This is a genomic window from Ureibacillus endophyticus, from assembly GCF_003628435.1.
Lineage (GTDB): Bacteria > Bacillota > Bacilli > Bacillales_A > Planococcaceae > Ureibacillus > Ureibacillus endophyticus.
On record NZ_RBZN01000012.1, the window covers coordinates 48,453 to 73,172 of the forward strand.

The window sequence follows — 24,720 nt, forward strand, 5'->3', positions numbered from 1 at the left end:
CTATCAAAAATGAGGAGAAGGTCGGTTTAACACAAACGACTCTTCTCCTGTAAGTTAATATTCAATCAAGAAAAGCAGAGTTTCATTTAAATATTTCACTTAGTAAACATTTTACTAATCATTATAAACTATTTCTGCAACCTTTAAATTAAGCTTTTTGTGAGCTACCAAATTCGCGCATTTTACCAATAACAGTTGTTTTAATTGCTTCACGCGCTGGTGCTAAGTATTTACGTGGGTCATAAACTTTTTGGTCTTTTTCTAAAATTTCACGAACAACTTTTGTTGCTGCAATTTGGTTTTCTGTATTTACGTTAATTTTAGCTGTACCTAAAGAAATCGCACGTTGAATATCTTTAGTTGGGATACCAGTACCACCGTGAAGTACAAGTGGAAGATCTGTTAAATTTGAGATTTCCTCCATTTCAGCAAATCCTAAGTTTGGCTCACCTTTATATGGTCCATGAACAGATCCTAATGCAGGAGCTAAACAATCGATTGCTGTTTGTTCTACTAACGCTTTACATTCTTGAGGATTTGCATAAATGATACCGCCAATAACACCATCTTCTTCTCCACCAACAGTACCTAACTCTGCCTCAACTGAAACGCCTTTTGAATGTGCATATTCCACTACTTCAGAAGTAATTTTTACGTTTTCATCAAATGGATGATGAGAAGCATCAATCATAACAGAAGTAAACCCTGCATCAACCGCTTCTTTACATTTTTCAAAGCTAGAACCGTGGTCTAAATGAATTGCCACTGGAACTGTAATTTTGTAGCTTTCCATTAACCCTTTTACCATGTGGACAACTGCAATAAATCCACCCATATATTTCCCTGCACCTTCAGAAACACCAAGGATAACTGGTGATTTTTCTTCCTCAGCTGCTTGTAAAATTGCTTGAGTAAATTCTAGGTTATTTATATTAAATTGCCCTACAGCATAACCTTCTTTTTTCGCTTTAATTAACATTTCTTTCATAGAAACTAATGGCATCGTTAAATACACTCCCAGACCAAAATTTTTTATTATTATGCTAAAACATTCCATTAAATATTCCAGATTAACTATAACAAAAACGATGTAGTCTCTCAAGTGAGACTACATCGTTTTCTGTGCCGAAAGCGTAGCGTCAGGCACAAAAACTTTTATAAAGTAAATATTACTTTACCGGAATTGTTATTTAATCTACTCTCTCAAGTACGAGACGACTTGCTTTTCTGCGGCGAAAGCGAAGCGTCAGCCGCAAAAATTCTTTATGAGTATGACACTAATTCAGAGGCTTTACTTGTTAGTCTCTCAAGTGAGACTACATCGTTTTCTGTGCCGAAAGCGTAGCGTCAGGCACAAAAACTTTTATAAAGTAAATATTACTTTACCGGAATTGTTATTTAATCTACTCTCTCAAGTACGAGACGACATGCTTTTCTGCGCCGATAGCGTAGCGAAAGGCGCAAAAATTCTTAATAAGTATTCAAATAATTCTAAGGCTTTCACTTATTAGTCTCTCAAGTGAGACTACATCGTTTTCTGTGCCGAAAGCGTAGCGAAAGGCGCAAAAACTTCTCAATAAGTAATTTATTATTTTTAATGTATTTCCTTATTCTCGTCTCTCAAGTGCGAGACGACTTGCTTTTCTGCGGTGAAAGCAAGCATCAAGCTCAAAAACTCTTATTAGTTTTTAATTAAAAAAGTTTAGTTTATACATTTCAGGATCCTAACATCTATTTGCAAATGGTCTTTATTAAGTAAAAGTTGATTTCCATTCCGTGTGGACGCTTTCCGCGGGCATGGCCTCAACTAATTTTTTCCGGCTAACGCCGGCAAAAATGGATTTTCGGCTCAGTGCTACTGTCGCTCCGCTTTCGTCGCAAATAAATTTGCTATTCCCGCAGGAAGCTTTGCTCTGTAGCGAAAGGCGAATGCCGTCAGCTACACTCAGCCACACTCCATTCCAATCAACTTTTTTTCGAGAAAGCTAACACTTATTCAATCTTTTGGAAAAATTACTTTTTGTCAAAATAACTTGTTTTCTTAATAGAAAGCACACCGACATGTAAAATAACGTCAGATCCTTTCTTTATATATTTTTTAGTACATAAACGTAATGAACCTAAAGCTTTATCGACAATTCAGATATAAATCACATTTATAGCCTATTAACAAATAAAATTCCCATCACTCAAAAAAGAGACAGGAATTTTAAAATCAATTTTTATATAAACTAAAATAGTGGTTTAAGGAGAAATCACTATAAAAAAATTTATCAAGCTGTTAACACGTCATTTACTTCTTTCGTTACCTCGAATATATTAAATGGCTTCGTAAAATATCTGACTACACCAAGAGTTTTGGCTTCCTCCATCATCTCTTGATCGCCGAAAGCTGTCATCATAAAAATTGGCATCATAAAATCACGCTCTCGAATATGTTTTAAAATTTCAAAACCATTCATACCCGGAATTTTCATATCCAATAAGACACAGTCAATTATGTTATTTTCGATAATGGTTAGTGCTTCTAAACCATTCACTGCCTGAAAAACATTATAACCCTCTCTTGAAAATACCTCTTCCAACAAAAGTCGAATGCCTCTTTGATCATCTACAATTAATATATTTCTCACAGTTCTTTTCCCCTTAAAAAAAATTTAGATTTATGTATTATCACTTTTACATTTCCCTATATTTCCATATATAAACATGTATGTCCTGCTATTTTTATTTCCCAGTTTCTAATCATTCACAATAATTTCAAATTTTGATTTTTACCTTTCGAAATTTTATAATACCAAAAGAAGAGGTGGAACTATGTCAAAAATACTTTCTACTCAAATGAGTGGGTTATTCCAAAGAATCATTCAAAGTGAAGAAGATGCTATCGAAGAAACTGCTCGTCTACTAGCACAAGCAAGTGTTGGACAAGGTAAAGTATACTTTGCTTGTTTTGATGGGTTAGAAGCTATTGAAACGAATGCTCTACACGGAATAGAAAAATTCACCAATCTTGAAAAATGGTCAGAAGATACTGTAATCACTGATGTAGATCGCGTTTGTATTTTTACTCCAAGTGCTGAAAATCTTAAAGCTGTAGAACTTGCCAATATGCTATACGATAAATTTATTCCTTTTTCCGTTGTCTCAAGTGAACCGCCGAGCGAAAAGAATCTATTAAGTGATTTAGCCTATACTTATGTTTCTATGAAAATTCGTGGTGGAATATTACCTCATCCAACAAATTTAGGAGAACGTGTTGTTATTCCATATTTAATGGCCGGTTTATTTGTCTATGAAGCAATCAAATTAAACTATGACGAAATGCTATCAGATGATGACTTGGATTAATTCTATTTTATATTAAAGAATTAAATTTAGTAATATTTAAAAAAGGACTGTCTCCAAATGACAGTCCTTTTTGTTTATTAACAGTTATTGTTATTAAATGCTGCTCCTACGAACTCACGGAATAATGGTTGTGGGCGTTGTGGACGTGAGATGAATTCTGGGTGGAATTGACATGCCACGAAGAATTTTTTCTCCGGTAATTCAATAATTTCCACTAAACGATTATCAGGGCTTGTACCAGAGAATACTAACCCTTCTGCTTCCATTGCTTCACGGTATTCGTTGTTGAATTCGTAACGGTGACGATGACGTTCGTAAATTAATTCATCATCATATGCCGCCATTGCACGTGAACCTTCTTTTAATTTACATGGATATAATCCTAAACGTAATGTACCACCTAAATCGATATCATCACTTTGATCTGGTAAGAAGTCGATAATTGGGTAAGGTGTTTCTTTGTTTAATTCAGTAGAATGTGCTCCTTCAAGTCCTAAAACATTACGAGCAAATTCGATTGTTGCTAACTGCATACCTAAACAAATTCCTAAGAATGGTACATCGTTTTCACGAGCATATTGGATAGCAGCGATTTTTCCCTCAATCCCACGATCACCAAAACCACCAGGAACTAAAATACCAGCTGCATCTTTTAATAACTCTCCAACATTTTCAGTAGTCACATGTTCTGCGTTAATCCAATCTACTTCGATATCAGAATCATATACATATCCTGCATGTTTTAAAGCTTCTACTACTGAAATATAAGCATCTTGTAGTTCTACATATTTCCCTACTAAAGCAATACGAGTTTTATTTCGAAGATTTTTTACTTTATGAACAAGTTCTTTCCAGTCAGACATGTCTGCTTCTGGCGCTTCAATACGGAAATGTTCTAAAACGATATCGTCAAAATCTTGAGCATGTAAGTTTAACGGAATTTCATATAAATGCTCTGCATCACGAGATTCAATGATATCACGTGCCGTTACGTCACAGAATAAAGCTAATTTTTCGCGCATTTCTTGAGATACTGGTTGCTCAGTACGTACAACAATAATATTAGGTTGAATTCCTAATGAACGTAATTCTTTTACAGAGTGTTGCGTTGGTTTAGTTTTTAATTCACCAGCAGCAGCAATGTAAGGAATTAATGTACAGTGAACATACATAACATTATTGTGACCAAGATCTGATTTCATTTGGCGAATTGCTTCAAGGAATGGTAGAGATTCGATATCCCCAACTGTTCCGCCTACTTCTGTAATTACGATATCAGCGTTTGTTTCACGTCCTGCACGTTGAATACGGTCTTTTATTTCATTTGTAACATGAGGAATAACTTGCACCGTTTTACCGTTATAATCACCACGGCGTTCTTTTGCTAAAACAGATTTATATACACGCCCTGAAGTTACAGTAGAATGTTTACCTAAATTGATATCAATAAAGCGTTCATAGTGTCCTAAGTCTAAGTCAGCTTCTGCGCCATCATCTGTTACGAATACTTCACCATGTTGGTAAGGACTCATTGTACCTGGATCTATATTTAAATAAGGGTCAAATTTTTGAATTGTTACTTCTAATCCACGATTTTTTAATAATCGTCCTAAAGATGAAGCGACGATCCCTTTTCCAAGTGAAGAAACTACTCCACCTGTTACAAAAATATACTTTGTCATTGCAAATTTTCCTCCTCAATACTACTATTACACATTTTTCGAAAGACAGAACATTTCCGTGGTTTCTAATCAAAATTTTTATATCTCTATAAAAACATTCCACCGGATATTTAAACCTATACGTTTTTAATGGTCTATTCTGTTTTTCTTATTCAAAATAAAAAACGCTCCTTCTGCAAATAGCAGAGGGAGCGTGAATTTATCACGGTCAATCTCCTTTTTTAAGGAGCCCAAGTAAAAGAGTATATTGAAAAATAGGAGAAGTCAAGCCCTTTTAAATTGAGTATCGAAAAATAAAATGGTGTTTCTGCTTATCTAGCGGCAAAATCTAACACTTTTATATTATTCTTCTTCCTCTTCCTCAATTTCTTCTGTTTCTTCATCATCTTCAATAATGAATTCCTCATCGTCCTCAATGATTTCATCGTCAATGTCTGCATCGACATCGTCAAGATCATCAATTTCTTCTTCAACAAATTCTAAATCTTCTTCATCATCTAATTCATCGATTTCTTCTTCGTCAACAAACTCTTCGAAGTCTTCCTCGAATACTAAATCGTCTTCATCAACAATTAATTCTTCTTCTTCTTCATCAACTGCTTTAGATTTACGTTTACGAGCTTTTACTGTTGGAGCTGTTTCTTCTTCGATTGTTTCAACTTTATACCACTCACGTAGGCCCCAGCCGTTTTCATGGTTTAGAAGGAAACGTCCATCAATATTCATATCAGTATAAAACTGTACAAGGCGTGCTTGGATTTCTTCATCTGAAAGACCGTTTAAAGATTGGATTACTTTAAGTAAGTCATGGAATGCAATCGGTGATTTTCTCTCTTCTAATACTGCGTAGGCTAAGTCAATTAACGATTCTTCTGCTAATTGTTCTTTTGTCAATTCACGAATATTCAACTCGTGCACGTCCTTTCTATCAATACAATTTCGCATATTCTTGTTTTGCGATTCTACATATCTTAAGCATAATATCCATTATATACAAAGTACTATACACTATGCTAGTTTCATTTACTGTTTTTTTATTTTATAAACTTCTTTAAACCCTAAGTAAAATAAAAAACCTGATAATATCAGTAATGGTATAGAACCTAACTGTTTATTATACAAAAAGAAAGTTGCCAGTAAACAAGAAAGTATAAAAATGTAATGATAATATTGTTTAATCAAAGTGCAAAACTTCCTTTCTGTACAATATATTATAGCTAAAATTTAGACAAAAAAACTAAAAATTGCTACTAAACAGCATGCCACATTCTCCTTAAAATTATAATTTCAGTAAAATATTTATTAAGTGAGTAGAAATTTGCTTAAAAAAGGTAATTTCAGTATTGTGAGAAAAAACTTTTTTAACAAAAAGGAGCGCTTGCACAATTGAACTATACTCATTTGCAAGCGCTTTATAATTAATCATATTTACATATTTCTTCTATATTGCCCACCAACTTCATATAACGCTCGCGTTATTTGCCCAAGACTCGCAACTTTCACTGTTTCCATTAATTCTGCAAAAATATTCCCTCCAGAAAGGGCTGTTTGTTTTAATTTTTCTAATGCAGTAGAACAGTTTGCCTCATTACGTTTTTGGAATTCCTGTAAATTTTTAATTTGCAATTCCTTCTCTTCTTTTGTTGCTCGGGCGATTTCCATATTATTAATTTCATCAGCTGAAGGTGGATTAGGGTTCAAATAAGTATTTACGCCAATGATTGGCAATTCACCAGTATGCTTTAGATGCTCATAATACATGGACTCTTCCTGAATTTTTCCGCGCTGATATTGTGTCTCCATTGCACCTAGCACGCCACCACGATCATTAAGTCGTTCAAACTCCTCTAAAACCGCTTGCTCCACTAAATCTGTTAATTCTTCAACAATGAAGGAACCTTGTAATGGATTTTCATTCTTCGATAATCCATGTTCCTTTGTAATAATCATTTGAATCGCCATTGCGCGGCGAACGGATTCCTCTGTTGGTGTTGTAATTGCTTCATCATATGCATTTGTATGAAGTGAATTACAATTATCTTGTAGTGCCATTAATGCTTGAAGCGTTGTACGAATATCATTAAAGTCAATCTCTTGTGCATGTAATGAACGACCAGATGTTTGAATATGATATTTCAATTTTTGAGAACGCTCATTTGCACCATACTTATCGCGCATAACGATTGCCCAAATACGACGAGCAACACGACCGATTACTGTATATTCTGGGTCTAAACCATTCGAGAAGAAGAACGAAAGATTTGGTGCAAAATCATCAATTTTCATACCACGACTTAAATAATACTCTACGTAAGTAAATCCATTCGCTAACGTGAACGCTAGTTGCGAAATTGGGTTCGCCCCAGCTTCTGCAATATGATAACCGGAAATAGAAACAGAATAATAATTTCGTACTTTATGGTCGATAAAGTATGCTTGAATATCCCCCATCATTCTAAGAGCAAATTCAGTAGAGAATATGCACGTATTTTGACCTTGGTCTTCTTTTAAAATGTCTGCCTGAACAGTTCCGCGCACAATTTGCAATGTTTGCTCACGTACTTGAGTAAATTCCTCGACTGTAAGCGTACGACCTAGTTCTTGTTCACGTTTTTTCACTTGTTGATCAATCGCTGTATTTAAAAACATCGCTAAAATAATTGGTGCAGGTCCATTGATAGTCATAGAAACAGACGTAGATGGTGCACATAAATCAAATCCGGAATATAGTTTCTTCATATCATCAAGAGTACAAACACTAACCCCAGACTCCCCGACTTTCCCATAAATATCTGGACGGTAATCAGGGTCTTCTCCATATAATGTTACAGAATCAAAGGCTGTTGATAATCGTTTTGCATCATCATCCTTTGATAAGTAATGGAATCGTTTATTTGTTCGTTCAGGTGTACCTTCCCCAGCGAATTGACGTTTCGGATCTTCACCTTGGCGTTTAAATGGAAATACGCCAGCAGTATACGGAAATTCACCTGGTACATTTTCAGCATAAACCCATCTTAAGATTTCCCCGTAATCTTTATATTTTGGAAGGACCACTTTTGGAATTTTTGTCCCTGATAAAGATGTTGTTTTTAAAATTGTACGAATCTCTTTATCTCGAACTTTTGTAACGAATTCATCCCCAGAATACGCTTCTTTTAATTTCTCCCAGTTATTTAAAATACGTTTAGATTCTGCTGATAATTCGTTTTTCACACTATCGGCAAGAGATTGTAAAGATTGTAATAAAGCATCCTCTGGTGAGTTTTGCTGAACTTGCGAAATCGTACCTTCTAGTTGATATAGTTTTCTTGCTAGCTCTACTTGATGTGCCGCATGTTTGTGATAATTTCTTACTGTATCAACAATTTCACGCAGGTAATAGCGGCGATCATTTGGAATGATGACATCCTGCTTTTGAGTTTGAACAAACTGCTCATAGGAAGTTTTCCAATTAAATCCAAACTTCTCGTTGATTTTTGCAACAAGTGCAGCAAATAATGAATTTGTCCCTTTGTCATTAAATTGACTAGCAATCGTACCATAAACAGGCATTTTATCTAAAGGTTCATTCCACAATTCATGAGAGCGTTGGTATTGCTTTTGAACTTGGCGAAGGGCATCCTCGGAACCTTTTCTTTCAAATTTATTGATGGCAATTAAGTCTGCATAGTCAATCATGTCGATTTTTTCAAGTTGCGTTGGTGCACCAAACTCACTTGTCATTACATACATCGAAAGATCTGTATATTTTGTGATTTCCGCATCGCCTTGACCAATACCGCTTGTTTCTACAATGATAAGGTCGTAGCCAGCTGCTTTTACAATATCAAGGACATCCCCAGTCGCCGAAGATAGTTCCGTTCTCGATCCTCTCGTCGCTAAACTTCTCATATAAACACGATTATTGAAAATTGCATTCATACGGATACGGTCGCCAAGCAGTGCGCCACCCGTTTTTTGTTTAGTAGGGTCTACTGAAATGATGGCTACTTTTTTGTCAGGGAATTCACGCAAGAAACGATGGATTAATTCATCTGTTAACGAAGATTTACCTGCTCCACCAGTACCCGTAATACCTAATACAGGAGTGTTTTTTGATTTTTTGCGCGCTTCTTCAAGTAAATACGTCACTTCACCATCTCCACCAATTTCAGCAGCAGTAATTAAGTTTGCTAAAATTTCAGGTGTTTCAGTGGATAGTCGTTCTAATTTTTCTAAGTAGTTTCCTTTTAGGGTTGAAAAATCTGCTCCTTCTAATTGCTTATTAATCATCCCTTGTAACCCTAGTTTCATACCATCTTCTGGCGAGAAAATGCCCGCAATACCGTAATCATGCAATTCTTCAATCTCACGTGGAAGGATAACTCCACCACCACCACCGTAAATTTTAATATGTGGTGCCCCTTTTTCTAACAATAAATCATACATATATTTAAAGTATTCCATATGCCCGCCTTGATAGGAGGAAATAGCAATACCTTGAGCATCTTCTTGAATCGCTGCATTGACCACTTCTTCAACAGAGCGATTATGACCTAAATGAATGACTTCTGCACCACTTGCTTGTAAAATACGGCGCATTATATTTATTGAAACATCGTGTCCATCAAATAAACTTGAAGCTGTTACAAAACGAACGTGATGTTGTGGTCTGTAAATATGAGATTGTTGTTTCTTTTCATCTACTTTCACCATTTGATATACCCCTTTTCAATGAACAAATGTTATTTTCCCATCTAGCCTTTTAGAAATGAAAAACACCGCCAAAATGCAACGCAAATTTACGTATGCTCTTTAGCGATGTTCCCCCTTCACTCATAATGCAATAGTCCTGATAAGCACATTGTTATTTGTGCTTCTGTATATTCTTCAATCGTAAAATGCTTTTGGAGTGCCCATTTACGGAACGCCCATGCCTGACCTTGGACGACTAGTAAATTTGCTGCCAAATAAATTTCTTGATTGGAGATAGTCAGTTCCCCAGATTGAACACAGTTTTTGATAATTTTTTCAAATAGTGATACCATTTCCAATTCTTTTTGCAATATATATTGTTGCTTATCTTTTGGAAGTGATTTTGTTTCTTGATACATGATTGTAAATTCATCTACCATGCTATCAATCAACGAAAAGTATTGCTTGATTGCTAATTTTAATTCCTCTAACGTCCCTTTACTTGTTGAAATTGTAGAAAGACGCTGAATCACTTGATCATAAATGTTATCGCACACTAAGTAGAGAACATCTTCTTTCGTACGAATATATTCATATAATGTTCCAATGCTAAATCCAGCCGCTTTTGCAATTTCCCGCGTTGTTGCCCGATGAAAACCTTTTTCTCTAAATAATTTCACTGCTCCGCTCACGATTTGTTTGCGCCTTATTTCAATCAGGTTTTCATCTTTCACGTTAGTTTGAACTAAAATTTTTTCTTCGTTTTCTAACATCTATTTCGTTAACATACGCGAGATAACTAGGCGCTGAATCTCTTGCGTACCCTCGTAAATTTGTGTGATTTTTGCATCACGCATATAACGTTCCACTGGGTATTCTTTTGTATAGCCATAGCCACCGAAAATTTGTACAGCTTCCGTTGTAACAGACATCGCTGTATCGCCCGCCATTAATTTCGCCATTGCAGATGCTTTTCCGTATGGTAAGTTATTAGACTCTAACCAAGCTGCTTGGTAAGTTAATAGTCTTGAAGCTTCAACAGCTGTCGCCATATCCGCTAATTTGAATGATACTCCTTGGTTCGCTACGATTGGTTTACCGAATTGAACGCGTTGTTTTGAATAGTCAATTGCTGCATCTAAAGCTCCTTGGGCAATACCTACTGCTTGAGCTGCAATTCCGTTACGTCCGCCATCCAATGTTTGCATCGCGATTTTGAAACCTTCTCCCTCGCTTCCAAGAAGGTTTTCTTTTGGAACTCGGCAATTATCGAAAATAATTTCAGCTGTAGGAGATGATCGGATCCCCATCTTTTTCTCTTTTTTCCCTACACCAAAGCCTGGGAAACTAGATTCAACAATAAACGCACTTGTTCCTTTATGTTTTGATTCTGGATCAGTTACGGCAAATACGATATAAGTGTCCGCAATTCCTCCGTTTGTAATGAAGATTTTAGAACCATTTAAAACGTATTCATCACCTTCTAGTTTTGCAGTCGTTCTCATTCCTCCTGCATCACTACCTGAACCAGGTTCTGTTAAACAGTACGCCCCGATTTTCTTACCTTCTGCCATTGGGCGTAAATATTTTTGCTTTTGTTCTTCTGTACCAAATTTATAAACTGGCCAACCAGCTAGTGATGTATGGGCAGAAAGCGTTACCCCTGTTGACGCACAGACACGGGAAAGCTCTTCTACTGCGATACAATAAGCTAAATAATCAAACCCTGCTCCACCATATTCTTCTGGCCAAGGAATACCCGTAAGACCTAGTTCAGCCATCTTGTGCCAAATTTCCATATCAAATGTTTCATTTTCATCACGTTCTGCTGCTGATGGTGCCACTTCATTAACGGCAAAATCACGAATCATTTCTCTTAATTGCTCATGCTCTTCTGATAATTGAAAATTCATTTTACATCCCCCTATTGTGATGTACCTGGTACACACGTTTAAACCAGATACGCTTTACTTATTACGATTTTTTGAATTTCACTTGTACCTTCATATATTTCGGTTACTTTTGCATCTCGGAAGTAACGTTCTACAGGATAATCCTTTGTATAGCCATAGCCACCAAAAATTTGAACAGCTTCTGTTGATACTTCTACAGCTGTGCGAGAGGCAAAGAGTTTTGCCATAGATGCTTCTTTTGTAATTGGTATTCCACGAGATTGCATATCGGCAGCTCGATACACGAGTAATCTTGCTGCTTCAACACTTGTCGCCATATCTGCTAACTTAAATCCAACCCCTTGATTTGCTACAATTGGTTTACCAAATTGAACTCGCTCTTTCGCATATTTTGTTGCTGCGTTTAAAGCTGCTTCGGCAATACCAAGTGCTTGAGCTGCAATACCAATACGCCCTGCATTCAGGTTTGCAAGTGCGATTTTGAATCCTGCATCCTCCGTACCTAGTAAATTCTCAGCAGGCACTTTCATATTTTCAAAAGTAAGTTGTACTGTTTTCGACCCATGAAGCCCCATTTTATGTTCGTTTTTACCAATCATTAGTCCTGGAGTGTTTTTCTCTACAATAAATGCGGAAATTCCTTTTGACCCTTTCTCAGGAGATGTGGAAGCAAAAACAATATACACATCTGCTTCCCCGCCATTTGTAATAAACACTTTAGATCCGTTTAAAACATAATGATCATCTTTTTTGACGGCTCTTGTTTTCAACGCCCCTGCATCGGACCCTGCTTCAGGCTCTGTTAAACAAAACGCTCCCAAGTACTCACCACTTGCAAGTTTCGGAACATACTTTTGCTTTTGTTCTTCTGTTCCAAAATACAAAATTGGATTCGTTCCTACTGATGTATGAACAGATAAAATAACACCGACTGTTGCACTAATTTTAGAAATCTCATTAATTGCTATGATGTAAGAAGTAAAGTCCATCCCTGCGCCACCTAAGCTTTCGGGAGTAGTCATCCCCATTAAACCAAGTTCGCCCATTTTTTTTAAAATCTCTCGAGGAAACTCGCCTTCTTCCATTTTTTCAACAAATGGTGCAATCTCCGTTTCAGCAAACTGACGAACCATATTCTGGACCATTACTTGTTCTTCGGAAAAGTTGAGATTCATGCAAATCGCTCCTTAGTCTTCGTAGATGTAAAATCCTCTGCCTGTCTTTTTGCCTAACCATCCTGCCGCTACATATTTACGAAGCAGTGGACATGGACGATATTTGCTATCTCCTAAACCTTCATGCAAGATTTCCATAATATATAAACATGTATCTAACCCGATAAAGTCTGCTAATGTTAATGGACCCATTGGATGATTCATCCCAAGCTTCATAACATCATCAATTGCTTCTTTTGTTGCTACCCCTTCATATAACGCGTAAATTGCTTCATTAATCATCGGAAGCAGAATACGATTCGAAATAAAACCTGGGAAGTCATTCACTTCAACTGGTGTTTTACTTAACTTCACCGTCATTTCTTCTACAGCTTTGTATACTTCATCAGCTGTTGCAAGACCACGAATAATCTCCACTAGTTTCATGACCGGTACTGGATTCATAAAGTGCATTCCAATCACTTGTTCAGGTCGCTCAGTTACTGCTGCAATCTCTGTAATTGGTAGAGATGAAGTATTAGAAGCTAGAATCGCATGTTTAGGAGCGATTGCATCTAACTCTCTAAAAATAGATTGCTTGATATCCATATTTTCAGTGGCTGCTTCAATAATAATGTCCGCATCATGAGCATCTTTTAAATCTACCGAAGAAGTAATTCGGTTTAAAATCGTTTGCTTTTCTTCCTCAGTTTTACGCCCCTTTTCCACATCCCGAGAAAGATTTTTTGTAATTACACCCAAACCTCTTTGTACAAACTCTTCTTTTATATCATTTAGTGTTACGTCAAAGCCTGCTTGTGCACAAACTTGGGCAATGCCTGATCCCATTTGCCCTGCTCCAACGACCATCACTTTTTGAATTGTCATATATAAATCCCCCATTTTGTTTGAACTGTGACATTTCATATACTAATTTTTCGGTACTTCAATCATGATGGCATCCCCTTGGCCACCACCTGAACAAATTGCAGCAATTCCAATACCACCACCACGACGGCGTAACTCATAAGCAAGGGTTAAAATAATTCTTGCGCCAGATGCACCAATCGGATGTCCTAGTGCAACTGCTCCCCCGTTTACGTTCACTTTCTCTGAATCTAGTCCTGCAATTTGGTTACTTACTAGAGCAACTGCTGCAAAAGCTTCGTTAATTTCAAATAAGTCTATATCTTCAACTGATTTACCTGTTTTCTTTAATAATTCATTAATAACGATCCCTGGTGTTTGAGGGAAATCTTTTGGTTCAACGCCAACTTCTGCATGACCTAAAATTGTTGCTAAAGGCGTGCGACCTTCTTTTTGTGCCTTGTCTTCACTCATTAATACAAGGGCACATGCACCATCATTTACACCTGGGGCATTTCCTGCAGTTATTGTCCCATCTCGATCAAATGCTGGACGAAGCTTTGACAACGCTTCCAAAGTTGTATCTTTTCGAGGCGCTTCGTCTTCAACGACAAGTGAAACTTCCCCTTTACGTCCTTTGATCTCCACTGAAACAACTTCTTCTGCAAGTTTACCTTCTTCGATTGCTTTAAAAGCAAGTTGGTGACTACGAACAGCCCATTCATCTTGCGCTTGGCGAGTTAAGTTAAATTCACTTGCTGTTGAGTTGCCGTATGTCCCCATGTGAACTTGATCTGGATGGAACGCACATGAAAGACCATCATAAATCATTCCATCAACAAGTTGTGCATCCCCCATACGTAAACCCCAACGTCCTTTTGGTAAATAGTACGGAGCATTTGACATGGACTCCATTCCACCAGCCACAATCACTTCTTCTTCCCCAAGGCGAATCAATTGGTCGGCTAAAGTGACACTTCTCATGCCCGAAGCACAAACTTTATTAATCGTTTCTGTTTTTACTGAATACGGAATCCCTGCTTTTGTTGCAGCTTGTCGTGAAGGAATTTGGCCTTGCCCTGCTTGTAGGACAGTTCCCATAATGACTTCATTCACTTCTTCTGGCTTAATTTGCGCTCTTTCTAAAGCTGCCGCAATCGCTTTTCCACCAAGATCACTTGCTGTTAAACTTGATAACGTACCACCAAATTTACCAAATGGTGTTCTTGCTCCATCTAAAATAACTGTTTTACTCAAATCCCCATCCCCTTTATGTGATATTAAGTTTCTATTATTCTGTTATTTTAATTGACCGAACGCTCGCTCAATCCCACTTCAGTAAAAATGGGAGTCATTTTAACTCCCAATTTCTGCTTATATCCATTGTACAGAAACTTCCTTTTTTATTCAATTCCTATTTTTCTGACTTCTAGATTATTAGTAAGATTCAGACTGTATTGAAAAATATAGGAAGCAGATTTATTATATTAGTATAAAAGGAGTGAAATCACGATGAAAATTAAGAAATTTATACTATTAATTTTAACCTCAATCGCCTTAATATTTACTATTCCATTACCCCATTCTTCAGCAAATTCTCCTGAAGTCATTTGGCAACAGAATCTAGGAAACAAATCCATGCTATTACAAGGTGCAACAACATCAAAAAATGAAACATTACTAACTACATATACAAGAAAAAATAATGTGAACCAATATGAAATTTTTAAAGTTAATAATAAAACGAAGAAAGTTAAACAGGTTTCTAAATTGTCTGGTGGGAAGCTTTTTCTTTTTGATGTAAATGGTAAAGCATATATCCTTCACCATCATATGAAATTAGCAACAATTTATGATGAAAATTTTAAAGAAGTTTATTCAAAACCTAGACCTTCAAATTTAAAATTTATTACTTTCGAAATTAACAAATCTAAAGTTGACCAAAAAATATTTGCATTTGGTGGCAGTACTCAAGAATTGGGTACAAACAAAAGAGACGCCTATTTTGTATATATGACAGCAGATAGTAAAGGACGATTAACTGATATTCCAGAAAGTAAAGTTCCTGGAGAAAAATATAGTCTTTATTATCCTGAATCACCTACTATTACGATGGAAAATTTAACGTATCAAGAACAACCAAAGTATCGAATAAAGGTAGATCTAAATACAATACCAGATGTACAGAATGGTTTTCGCTATAGTTTTTCAAGCCTAGTAATTACGAAATATAACAATCATTTTTATACGTTATTACGAAAAAATAATAGAGGCGAAGGGAATCAACGTTTAGTTAAGATCAATTCAAAAGGAAAAGTAGTAGACTACATGGAGCTACCTGAAGCAATCTCAAACGAAATTCTTAATGAACCTATATTTATAGGCAATCAATTAATTTTCCATTCTGCATCTGAGGAGCATGGAAGTTATCATTTTATTAATTTAGATAACTTTACAGAAGAAACAATCGTGACAAATGATACACCACTTGTATGGAAGTTAACTAACAACCTATACAGCCTGTATTTAAATGGTAAAATCCATTTTTATAATGCAAAAAATAAATTACAATATACTTCTGATATTTTCCCATATTATGTTTTTGATACAAAAGAACGATATGGTTTAAGTTTAACGAATACGATCATGAATTTAAAAACAGGTAAAGCCGTTGTAACTTCTACTGAAACTCCTGTATCCATTGGTGACAATGCATTAGTTATTGAAACGAAATCTGGTAAGAAGATTGCAAAGTTAATTAATTTAAGTTCAGTTAAATAATCATGTAAAAAGACTAAGCCGATTGCGACTTAGTCTTTTCCTTACTCAGAAATAGAATTTTCATTTGAAGGAGATTCTTCCACTGTCTCTTCTCCAAAAACGGAACGCTCTAACAATTCTGCGATATCGAATGTACCTACTTGATCTTCCACTTCTTTTGCTTTCGTACCATCAGATAACATTGTTAAGCAATATGGACATCCTGAAGATATTACAGATGCACTTGTTGCTAATGCTTGTTCTGTGCGAGCTACGTTAATACGGTTTCCGATATGTTCTTCCATCCACATTAAACCACCACCTGCTCCACAACACATTGCTATTTCACGGTTCCTTTCCATTTCAACGAGGTTTACACCTGGGATTGCTTTTAAAATTTCTCGTGGTGCATCGTAGACATCATTATAACGTCCTAAATAACAAGAATCGTGGAATACAATTGTTTCTTCTACTCGGTGATCCAACGTTAAGCGACCTTCGTTAATTAATTCATACAGTAATTCTGTATGATGATAAACTTCGCCTTCCCACCCAAAATCTTTATACTCATTTTTGAAAATGTTATATGCGTGCGGGTCGATTGTAACGATTTTCTTTACTTCATTTTTTTCGAACTCATCAATATTTGCAGTAGCTAGTTCTTGGAATAAAAATTCATTTCCTAAGCGACGTGGTGTATCACCAGAGTTTTTCTCTTTATTCCCAAGAATTGCAAATTTAACTCCTGCCTTATTCATTAACCTTGCAAAGGATAAAGCAATTTTTTGTGAACGACTATCAAAGGAACCCATCGAACCAACCCAGAATAAATATTCAAATCCTTCACCTGACTTTTTGGCTTCTTTTACAGTTGGAATATTTACACTTGGGTCGAGTTCGCGCCAATTTTCTTTCTCTTTACGGTTTAGCCCCCACGGATTACCTTGACGTTCGATATTGTTCATCGCGCGTTGTGCATCACTATTTACCTTTCCCTCTGTCATCGTTAAATAGCGACGAAGGTCAATAATTTTATCTACATGTTCATTCATTACAGGACATTGATCTTCACAGTTACGACAAGTCGTACATGCCCAAATCTCTTCTTCTGTTATTACCTCACCAATTAATGATGGGCTATAAATATCTTCTATTACAGCTCCTTCTGCACCTGCAGCCATTGCTAATTGATTGCCCTTAGTCTTGCTGAACGCAAATGCAGGTACCCAAGGCTTTTGCTTCGTAACTACAGCACCTGTATTTGTTAGATGATCACGAAGTTTCACAATCAAATCCATTGGAGAGAGCATTTTTCCTGTACCCGTTGCGGGACACATATTTGTACAACGACCACATTCAACACAGGCATATAAATCAAGAAGTTGCTTTTGAGTAAAATCTGTAATTTTACCCACACCAAACGATGGCTCTTCTTCATCCATTTCTTCAAGTGCCTCGAAATTAATCGGTCTAAGCGTACCAGCACGATCTAACCGATGGAAATATACGTTTACTGGCCCTGTGATTAAGTGGAAGTGCTTTGACTGTGGTACATAAACTAGGAATGTTAGTAAAATAAGTAAGTGTGCCCACCACATTACATAAAATACACCCGTTGCTGCATTAGGTGATAGGAAGCCAAAAATCGTAGCAATACTTGATGCAATTGGTTCACTTCCTGTAAAGCCGTGCTCATGCCATAAAATCCCCATACCATTTCCAATTAATGTTGTTACCATTAATCCACCGATGAATAATAAAACTAGCCCATTTTTCCAACCTCGTTTAAGACGAACAAGTTTTTCAATATAGCGTCGGTAAAAGGCAGCAAATACAGCAATTAAAATAACAACAGCAACTATCTCTTCAAATAAAGTAAATACCACATAAAGCGGTCCAAAAGGTAAATGAGATCCAGGTGCTAACCCTTTCCAAATGAAATCAATCGCGCCAAGTTGAACGAGGATAAATCCGTAGAAAAATAAAACGTGGATAATTCCGCTTTTTTTGTCTTTTAAGAGTTTTGATTGTCCAAACACATTAACCCAAATTTTTTCTAGGCGCTCTTTCACACTATCATTAAATTGTTCTTTCTTTCCTAGCTTTACATAGGCTGCTCGTGTTTTTAATAAATAAACAAATAATCCGACAGCATACAATATCACAGCTATAAAGAATACCCAGTTTGCAATTAATAATGGATTCATAACCCTCTCCCCCTTTGAAAGTTACCACTTTAAAAAATTGACGAACTCAAAAATATGATACTTGTATCAAACTGTTATTATTTCTCAGTTGTACAACAATTTTAAAATATGAATGAACATTCAGTCAACGTTCGTATATTTATGACACTAAATTTTTCTACAATTAATGTGAATTTAGCTGGAAAATGTTCGTTTTTAAGATTATGCAGCATTAAGTATTGTAAAATGGAAATATAAGGATTGGAGTGATTTGATGGATATAGAGACATTAATGTGGTTATTTGTGATTGCATTTATTTTCCATGACTTTGAAGAAATTATAATGGTTGAAAGTTGGATAAAAAACAATTCATCAAAAATTTATAAAGTACTTCCGAAACGACTAGCAGACCAAGTAATGAAGCAATTTACAATGACAACCGCACAATTTGCAGTAGCCGTGCTTATTATGTTTTTATTTGTTGCAAGCTCTACTTTTATAGCAGTTCAATTTAATAATTTATATATGTTTATAATTATGACATTAGTATTTTTTCTACATAGTTTTATGCATATTGGGCAATCGATTATTTTGCGCTCAATTACACCAGGAGTTGTGACATCAATTGTAATACTCATTCCGTATAGCATAATCCTTTACTGCAAACTATTTTCTAACCAGCTTATAAATTGGAAGACTATTTTTATTTGTTTACCATTTACGATTTTAATTGCACCAATTTTGTTATTTGCCCATTGGTTAGGGAAAAAGGTAATTTAAAAGGGCTTGGAACAGAAGTAGTTTGGTTGAAACAAAACAAGGAGATTGTAAACTTCTGTTATCCCGTTGTTTTGTCTTTTAATTTTATATGAAGAGAAAAAACATTGTTGTTGAGGGATGTTTTGAAACAACTTAAAGTAGAATTTTATTAATAGTCCTAAATTTAAGAACCAAATTAGTTGTTCATAGTGGAGGCTGCGACTTCTGCGGGAACAGCACGAGCGGAAGATCTATTTTTTTCGCGACCACGCGAAAAAAATTAGCTGAAGCCGTGCCCGCGAAAAGCGTCAGCCGAAACGGAGAACAACGTTTTAAGAAAAGGCAACATGAAGTAATAATCATGATTGCCTTTTCCACAGGTTTCTTATTTAAATACATCCCCACTACGAATGTACTCAACATCCGATACACCTAGTCTGAAATTCACAGCTCTTGCAACAGCGAAGAAGTAGTCCGATAAACGGTTTAGATATTTTTGAACAATAGCGGGTACATCCTCTTCTGCATTCATTAGAGATACTACTTGACGTTCTGCTCGGCGTGTTACTGTACGTGCAATGTGTAGCGTTGCAGCAGCTGGTGTTCCTCCTGGTAAAATAAAACGTTTTAATGGTGGGACTTCATCTGTTAGTGCATCAATTCTTTTTTCTAACACTTCAATTGATGCTTCTTGTAGTTTATATTTTCGCTCTTTCATGACATTGGCTAAATCTCCACCGCAATCAAACAATTCGTTTTGAATTGTCTCTAGGTCAGCTAAAATATCTTTAAACTTCTGTGAATCTAGCTCTGTTACCGCTTTTCCGATGAATGAATTTAATTCATCAATTGTCCCATAAGCTTCAACACGTAAGTCGTCTTTACTTACACGTCCTCCCATTAAACTTGTTTTTCCCTTATCCCCTGTTTTCGTATATAGCTTCATCTTCCTCAATCCCCTTTTCTATAATTTCGAATTGCCTCAATCGTCGCCTCAAATACACCGCGACCAACTATTTTCCCAACTGGTGTAATTGGGCCACCATATTGCATGTAGTCTCCGGTTTGCGTCGCTGCAATGAGCAAGCTATCTGTTGGTGTACCGGTTGCGATTGTTTTTGTTTGAACATCCACTACTTGTTCAGAATGTAATGCTTTTACTTTTGCTTCGGTTGCGGTCATCATTGCCTGCACAAACGCTTCGTCAGATAGTTTTGCATTGACAATAACCCATATATTAATTGTACCAACTCTTATTGGAAATTCCCGTTCATACGTCTTCGAAACATCAATAGCTCCACCAATACCAGCAGTAACAATGACAATCACTTCTCCAAAAGAGGCGTTATATTGTTTAATGATGGCTTTACTTGATTCTACAGCCGTCATCATGCCTACAGTATTTGTTGGCGATAAGCCTTCCTTATTTAAAAATTGTATAAATTCTTCTTGTACATGCTCAATGTTGTAGTCCGGTTTAACTGTACGATTGATGAAATTTTCGTACCACCCAAGCCCTGCATTATGAACAGCAGATGACAACACCCTTAATGGAAATTGTGACCTTAATTCAACATACTCACTTTTGATTTGTATATGATTTCGTGTAATTCTTTTATCTTTCAATGGTTCTTGGATTTCAGGCAAAATTGTAATTTGTGGTTTCGGTTGTTCTGGATGGGCTTGTAAAGAGATTTGCGCATCATAAACATCTTCAATTTCTTTTTCCAAAACTACTTCATGGGGTTTACCAAATGCACGTACTTGTCCATTTTCCATCAGTAATAATTCATCACAGTACAATGCTGCTAAATTAATATCATGCAGTACTGAAACAACCGTTAATCCATGCTCTGTTACTTCTTTTCTAATCATGTCGAGAATTTGTTGCTGATGGGCAATATCAAGATGATTTGTTGGTTCATCTAGAAGTACTAATTGTGAACTTTGCGCTAAAGCCTGTGCAATAAATACACGTTGCCGTTCTCCACCAGATAAGTTTTCCAAATATGAATTTTCATACCGTTTCACACCGGTTTGCAACATTGCCTGATTAACAGCTTGTTCATCTTCCTTTGACCATTGCGAGAAAAATCCCTTTTGATGAGGATATCGTCCAATCGACACCGTTTCACGAACCGTATTAGAAAAGATTGTTCCCTGCAGTTGAGGAAGAACGGTCATTTTTTTAGCTAGTTCTCGATTTGAATAGGATTCTATCTCTTTATCATCTATTAATATTTTTCCTGATGAAGGTTTTAGAATGCTACTTATTATTTTTAATAATGTAGATTTCCCACAGCCATTCGGACCTAGAATGCCTAAAAATGTTCCCTTCCCTACTTGAAAAGAGATGTCCTTAAGAATTGGGGTAGTGCCGTACCCTCCACATATATTCTTGACTTGTAGCAATACGACTCCCCCTTACTTCCGACGTTGTTTATAAAATATATACGAAAATACCGGTGCTCCAATAAATGCTGTAATAACCCCTATTGGAATTTCAGCTGGTGCAATAATTGTGCGGGATACTAAATCACAAATTATTAATAGACTTGCACCATTTAAAAATGATAAAGGTAATAAATGCCGATGATCTGTTCCCCACATCATCCTTGTCATATGAGGTACAACTAAACCAACAAAGCCAATTGTCCCTGAAACCGCTACAGCTGCCCCTGTTAACATTGAACCACCTATTAAAATTGCGTACTTGCTTCGCTTCACATTCACTCCTAGAGCCATAGCTCGTTCATCGCCGTACATCATAGCATTTAATTCACGACGGTATAACCATAATAGAATCGAACCAATCGCTACGAAAGGAACAATCATTTTAACAAAAGGCCACCCGCGCATAGACACACTTCCCAGAAGCCAACTCATGATTTCGCGCAACTGGTCACCCGTTAATGCAATCATCAAGGAAATGCATGATCCTAAAAATGAACTGAAAATAACTCCAGTAAGAATTAACGTCTCCATTTTCATTGAACGATCAATTAATCGAGAAAACGTTAATACAATAACCATCGTTAATAGCGCACCCACCATCCCAATAATCGGCAACGTAAAGTTACTAATGAACGGAATGGAAATACTGAAGAATATTGTCGCTACTGCCCCAACGGAAGCACCAGATGATACGCCCAATGTATAAGGATCTGCCAATGGATTTTTTAATAACCCTTGAAAAGCTGCTCCAGCAATGGCAAGGGAAGCCCCCACTAAACCTGCTAACAAAACACGTGGCATACGAATCGTCCAAAGTATGTTATAAAGGCTCTCGTTTGTATCATCCCAAAATGTTGAAAACGGTACATCTACCGAACCAATCGAAACCCCTAACCAAATACTAACGAATAGGGCAACCATTGAGGATATATAAGCAATTATTAATCTATTCACATGATTCCACCTCAAATATGTACTTATTATATCCTACCTTAAGAAAACTTTATTTGCTTATTTACTTGAGTTATTTGCTTTTTAGGAGGAGTTATTTGCCTTTTCCATTGACTTATTTGCTATTTCTTATAAGATATTTGCCTTTAACAAAAAAACAGCCCAGGAATGGACTGTTAAACACTATTTATCATTTTGTTGCAGTGCAAAATCTGCTAACTTTTTAATTGTTAGGTCATCCATTGGTGGGTTATGTAAACCTGCACGAATATCACGATAATATCGTTGCAATGGATTCGACCGTTGTAAACTTTTCGCGCCTACAACACGCATCGCTTTATCAACAACTTTAAGCCCCGCATTTGTTACAACATGTTTTGCAACGTTTACTGCATTTACAATAATAGTACCTTCTTCTATTGAAAGCTCGTGACCATTTGCTTCCTTTTGTTTTAATTCCACATAACTCTGTGCAGCACCGTATAATGCAAATCGTGCGTTTGCCAATTCTAATTCAATTTCTCCAATTAAACTTTGAACATTGGGTAAAGATGCAATTGTTCCTTGTATACTATTTGGAGAATGTGTGTTAGCAAATGAAAGCGCGTAATCTCTTGCAGCTTGTGCAATTCCTAAGTATGTAGCGGGAATTAGTAATAACCAACCATTTAGTTTAAACCCTGTAGTGTAATTTGGTATTTCTACTAAATCAGATTCATCAACGACAACATTGTCTAGCACTAAATCATGACTTCCTGTACCACGCATTGCAATGACGTCCCACGTTTCATCAATCGATAATCCTTTTGTATCTTTATGAATCAAGAAGAAACCAATTTTCTCCTCTTCTTCAATCCAAGCAGATGTTAAGAAGTAATCTAATTCTGGGGAACCTGTTGTATAACTTTTACGACCATTAATAATCCACTTACCATTAGTCTTTTTAGCTGAAGTTCCTGGACGTCCACCTCGGATTGGGCTTCCTGTTGCAACTTCACTTACTGCACGGTTAATAATGGCACCTTGCTCTACTTTTTTAGCAAACTCGCTTAATTTTGAGGCTTCCCAATATTTATTTTCGAATAGTTCACCTACTGTAAGAAGTGTCCAAGCCGTTGCTAGCGCTGTGCTTCCATCATAGCTTCCAAGGGTTTCTTGTAGTGCAATCGCTTCATAGACGTTAAATCCTTCTCCACCAAGTTCCTTTGGTAAAGTTAATTTTGTATAACCGATTTCACGTAGTGCATTAATATGATGATGGGGAAAGCTTGATTGTTCATCAATTACTTGCGCATTATTTTTAAACGTCTCTTCTAATGTAGCTAGCTTTTCTAGCCAAGCTCGCTGTTGTTCTGTTTTTATAAATAATTCTTTCATGAGGAAATACTCCTCCTTTTTAATATTATCTACCCAAATCCCTACTTAACCACTAAAAAAAGAAGGTTAATAGATAAACTGATTTAATTTTAAATCAACATTTCAAGTTTTCAAAGGACTATATGAAAATTATAATACTTAATTGAAAATTTCTCATAGAAAAGTGTCAGTCTGAAAAGTAATTTTTGAGACTGACACTTTGCGACGAAGATGGTGTCAACCACCGCAGGAGCATTTCTCTTCTGCGACGAGGATGGTGTCAACCACCGCAGGAGCATTTCTCTTCTGCGACGAGGATGGTGTCAACCACCGCAGGAGCATTTCTCTTCTGCGACGAGGATGGTGTCAACCACCGCAGGAGCATTTCTCTTCTGCGACGAGGATGGTGTCAACCACCGCAGGAGCATTTCTCTTCTGCGACGAGGATGGTGTCAACCACCGCAGGAGCATTTCTCTTCTGCGACGAGGATGGTGTCAACCACCGCAGGAGCATTTCTCTTCTGCGACGAGGATGGTGTCAACCACCGCAGGAGCATTTCTCTTCTGCGACGAGGATGGTGTCAACCACCGCAGGAGCATTTCTCTTCT

General features: G+C 36.6%; 18 protein-coding genes. 3 read left to right on the top strand and 15 right to left on the bottom strand.

Annotated elements, in window-relative coordinates:
- Window positions 1-148 precede the first annotated feature (148 nt).
- Window positions 149-1,003, bottom strand: coding sequence for a class II fructose-bisphosphate aldolase (locus D8M03_RS06980; RefSeq protein WP_121214063.1), 855 nt, complete (start codon window positions 1,001-1,003; stop codon window positions 149-151).
- 1,270 nt (window positions 1,004-2,273) lie between these two features.
- Entirely contained in the window at window positions 2,274-2,633 is a 360-nt protein-coding gene (locus D8M03_RS06985) for a response regulator (RefSeq protein ID WP_121214064.1), read from the bottom strand.
- Between the two features lie 184 nt (window positions 2,634-2,817).
- On the opposite strand from D8M03_RS06985, the gene D8M03_RS06990 reads away from it, so the two are divergent.
- A complete protein-coding gene (locus tag D8M03_RS06990) occupies window positions 2,818-3,351 on the top strand; it encodes a DUF2529 family protein (RefSeq protein WP_121214065.1) in 534 nt (177 codons plus the stop codon).
- A 77-nt stretch (window positions 3,352-3,428) separates the two neighbouring features.
- On the opposite strand, the gene D8M03_RS06995 is transcribed toward D8M03_RS06990, so the two are convergent.
- From D8M03_RS06995 to D8M03_RS07030, 8 genes are all read right to left on the bottom strand, one after another.
- Window positions 3,429-5,033, bottom strand: coding sequence for a CTP synthase (locus tag D8M03_RS06995; protein WP_121214066.1), 1,605 nt, complete (start codon window positions 5,031-5,033; stop codon window positions 3,429-3,431).
- 342 nt (window positions 5,034-5,375) lie between these two features.
- A complete protein-coding gene (rpoE, locus tag D8M03_RS07000) occupies window positions 5,376-5,942 on the bottom strand; it encodes a DNA-directed RNA polymerase subunit delta (protein WP_211330875.1) in 567 nt (188 codons plus the stop codon).
- A gap of 519 nt (window positions 5,943-6,461) precedes the next feature.
- Window positions 6,462-9,731 (bottom strand): fused isobutyryl-CoA mutase/GTPase IcmF, encoded by a 3,270-nt coding sequence (gene icmF / locus D8M03_RS07005; protein ID WP_121214068.1) that lies wholly within the window; start codon window positions 9,729-9,731, stop codon window positions 6,462-6,464.
- A gap of 116 nt (window positions 9,732-9,847) precedes the next feature.
- Window positions 9,848-10,483: a TetR/AcrR family transcriptional regulator gene (locus tag D8M03_RS07010; RefSeq protein WP_121214069.1), complete on the bottom strand. Its 636-nt coding sequence runs from the start codon at window positions 10,481-10,483 to the stop codon at window positions 9,848-9,850.
- Window positions 10,484-11,623 (bottom strand): acyl-CoA dehydrogenase, encoded by a 1,140-nt coding sequence (locus tag D8M03_RS07015; RefSeq protein WP_121214070.1) that lies wholly within the window; start codon window positions 11,621-11,623, stop codon window positions 10,484-10,486.
- A gap of 38 nt (window positions 11,624-11,661) precedes the next feature.
- Window positions 11,662-12,798 (bottom strand): acyl-CoA dehydrogenase, encoded by a 1,137-nt coding sequence (locus D8M03_RS07020; RefSeq protein WP_121214071.1) that lies wholly within the window; start codon window positions 12,796-12,798, stop codon window positions 11,662-11,664.
- 12 nt (window positions 12,799-12,810) lie between these two features.
- Window positions 12,811-13,665: a 3-hydroxybutyryl-CoA dehydrogenase gene (locus D8M03_RS07025; RefSeq protein WP_121214072.1), complete on the bottom strand. Its 855-nt coding sequence runs from the start codon at window positions 13,663-13,665 to the stop codon at window positions 12,811-12,813.
- A gap of 42 nt (window positions 13,666-13,707) precedes the next feature.
- Entirely contained in the window at window positions 13,708-14,901 is a 1,194-nt protein-coding gene (locus D8M03_RS07030) for an acetyl-CoA C-acetyltransferase (RefSeq protein WP_121214073.1), read from the bottom strand.
- Between the two features lie 255 nt (window positions 14,902-15,156).
- Between D8M03_RS07030 and D8M03_RS07035 the strand changes: the two genes are divergently transcribed.
- Window positions 15,157-16,425 (top strand): hypothetical protein, encoded by a 1,269-nt coding sequence (locus tag D8M03_RS07035; protein ID WP_121214074.1) that lies wholly within the window; start codon window positions 15,157-15,159, stop codon window positions 16,423-16,425.
- A gap of 41 nt (window positions 16,426-16,466) precedes the next feature.
- On the opposite strand, the gene D8M03_RS07040 is transcribed toward D8M03_RS07035, so the two are convergent.
- Window positions 16,467-18,611, bottom strand: a complete 2,145-nt coding sequence (locus D8M03_RS07040; RefSeq protein ID WP_121214075.1) for a (Fe-S)-binding protein — start codon at window positions 18,609-18,611, stop codon at window positions 16,467-16,469.
- A gap of 253 nt (window positions 18,612-18,864) precedes the next feature.
- Between D8M03_RS07040 and D8M03_RS07045 the strand changes: the two genes are divergently transcribed.
- Window positions 18,865-19,371, top strand: a complete 507-nt coding sequence (locus tag D8M03_RS07045; protein WP_121214076.1) for an HXXEE domain-containing protein — start codon at window positions 18,865-18,867, stop codon at window positions 19,369-19,371.
- Window positions 19,372-19,735: 364 nt separating this feature from the next.
- On the opposite strand, the gene D8M03_RS07050 is transcribed toward D8M03_RS07045, so the two are convergent.
- The 4 genes from D8M03_RS07050 to D8M03_RS07065 form a co-directional block, all read right to left on the bottom strand.
- Window positions 19,736-20,296, bottom strand: a complete 561-nt coding sequence (locus D8M03_RS07050; protein WP_121214077.1) for a cob(I)yrinic acid a,c-diamide adenosyltransferase — start codon at window positions 20,294-20,296, stop codon at window positions 19,736-19,738.
- A gap of 5 nt (window positions 20,297-20,301) precedes the next feature.
- A complete protein-coding gene (locus tag D8M03_RS07055; protein ID WP_121214078.1) occupies window positions 20,302-21,762 on the bottom strand; it encodes an adenosylcobinamide amidohydrolase in 1,461 nt (486 codons plus the stop codon).
- Window positions 21,763-21,774: 12 nt separating this feature from the next.
- Window positions 21,775-22,725, bottom strand: a complete 951-nt coding sequence (locus D8M03_RS07060; RefSeq protein ID WP_301285966.1) for a FecCD family ABC transporter permease — start codon at window positions 22,723-22,725, stop codon at window positions 21,775-21,777.
- A gap of 213 nt (window positions 22,726-22,938) precedes the next feature.
- On the bottom strand, window positions 22,939-24,132 hold the full coding sequence (locus D8M03_RS07065) for an acyl-CoA dehydrogenase family protein (protein WP_121214080.1): 1,194 nt from the start codon (window positions 24,130-24,132) through the stop codon (window positions 22,939-22,941).
- Between the last annotated feature and the right edge of the window lie 588 nt (window positions 24,133-24,720).

Coding starts and splice junctions, on each gene's coding strand:
- D8M03_RS06980 (WP_121214063.1), bottom strand. CDS start 1,003: ATGCCATTAGTTTCTATGAAAGAAATGTTAATTAAAGCGAAAAAAGAA.
- D8M03_RS06990 (WP_121214065.1), top strand. CDS start 2,818: ATGTCAAAAATACTTTCTACTCAAATGAGTGGGTTATTCCAAAGAATC.
- D8M03_RS06995 (WP_121214066.1), bottom strand. CDS start 5,033: ATGACAAAGTATATTTTTGTAACAGGTGGAGTAGTTTCTTCACTTGGA.
- icmF (WP_121214068.1), bottom strand. CDS start 9,731: ATGGTGAAAGTAGATGAAAAGAAACAACAATCTCATATTTACAGACCA.
- D8M03_RS07010 (WP_121214069.1), bottom strand. CDS start 10,483: ATGTTAGAAAACGAAGAAAAAATTTTAGTTCAAACTAACGTGAAAGAT.
- D8M03_RS07015 (WP_121214070.1), bottom strand. CDS start 11,623: ATGAATTTTCAATTATCAGAAGAGCATGAGCAATTAAGAGAAATGATT.
- D8M03_RS07020 (WP_121214071.1), bottom strand. CDS start 12,798: ATGAATCTCAACTTTTCCGAAGAACAAGTAATGGTCCAGAATATGGTT.
- D8M03_RS07025 (WP_121214072.1), bottom strand. CDS start 13,665: ATGACAATTCAAAAAGTGATGGTCGTTGGAGCAGGGCAAATGGGATCA.
- D8M03_RS07035 (WP_121214074.1), top strand. CDS start 15,157: ATGAAAATTAAGAAATTTATACTATTAATTTTAACCTCAATCGCCTTA.
- D8M03_RS07040 (WP_121214075.1), bottom strand. CDS start 18,611: ATGAATCCATTATTAATTGCAAACTGGGTATTCTTTATAGCTGTGATA.
- D8M03_RS07045 (WP_121214076.1), top strand. CDS start 18,865: ATGGATATAGAGACATTAATGTGGTTATTTGTGATTGCATTTATTTTC.
- D8M03_RS07050 (WP_121214077.1), bottom strand. CDS start 20,296: ATGAAGCTATATACGAAAACAGGGGATAAGGGAAAAACAAGTTTAATG.
- D8M03_RS07060 (WP_301285966.1), bottom strand. CDS start 22,725: ATGGTTGCCCTATTCGTTAGTATTTGGTTAGGGGTTTCGATTGGTTCG.
- D8M03_RS07065 (WP_121214080.1), bottom strand. CDS start 24,132: ATGAAAGAATTATTTATAAAAACAGAACAACAGCGAGCTTGGCTAGAA.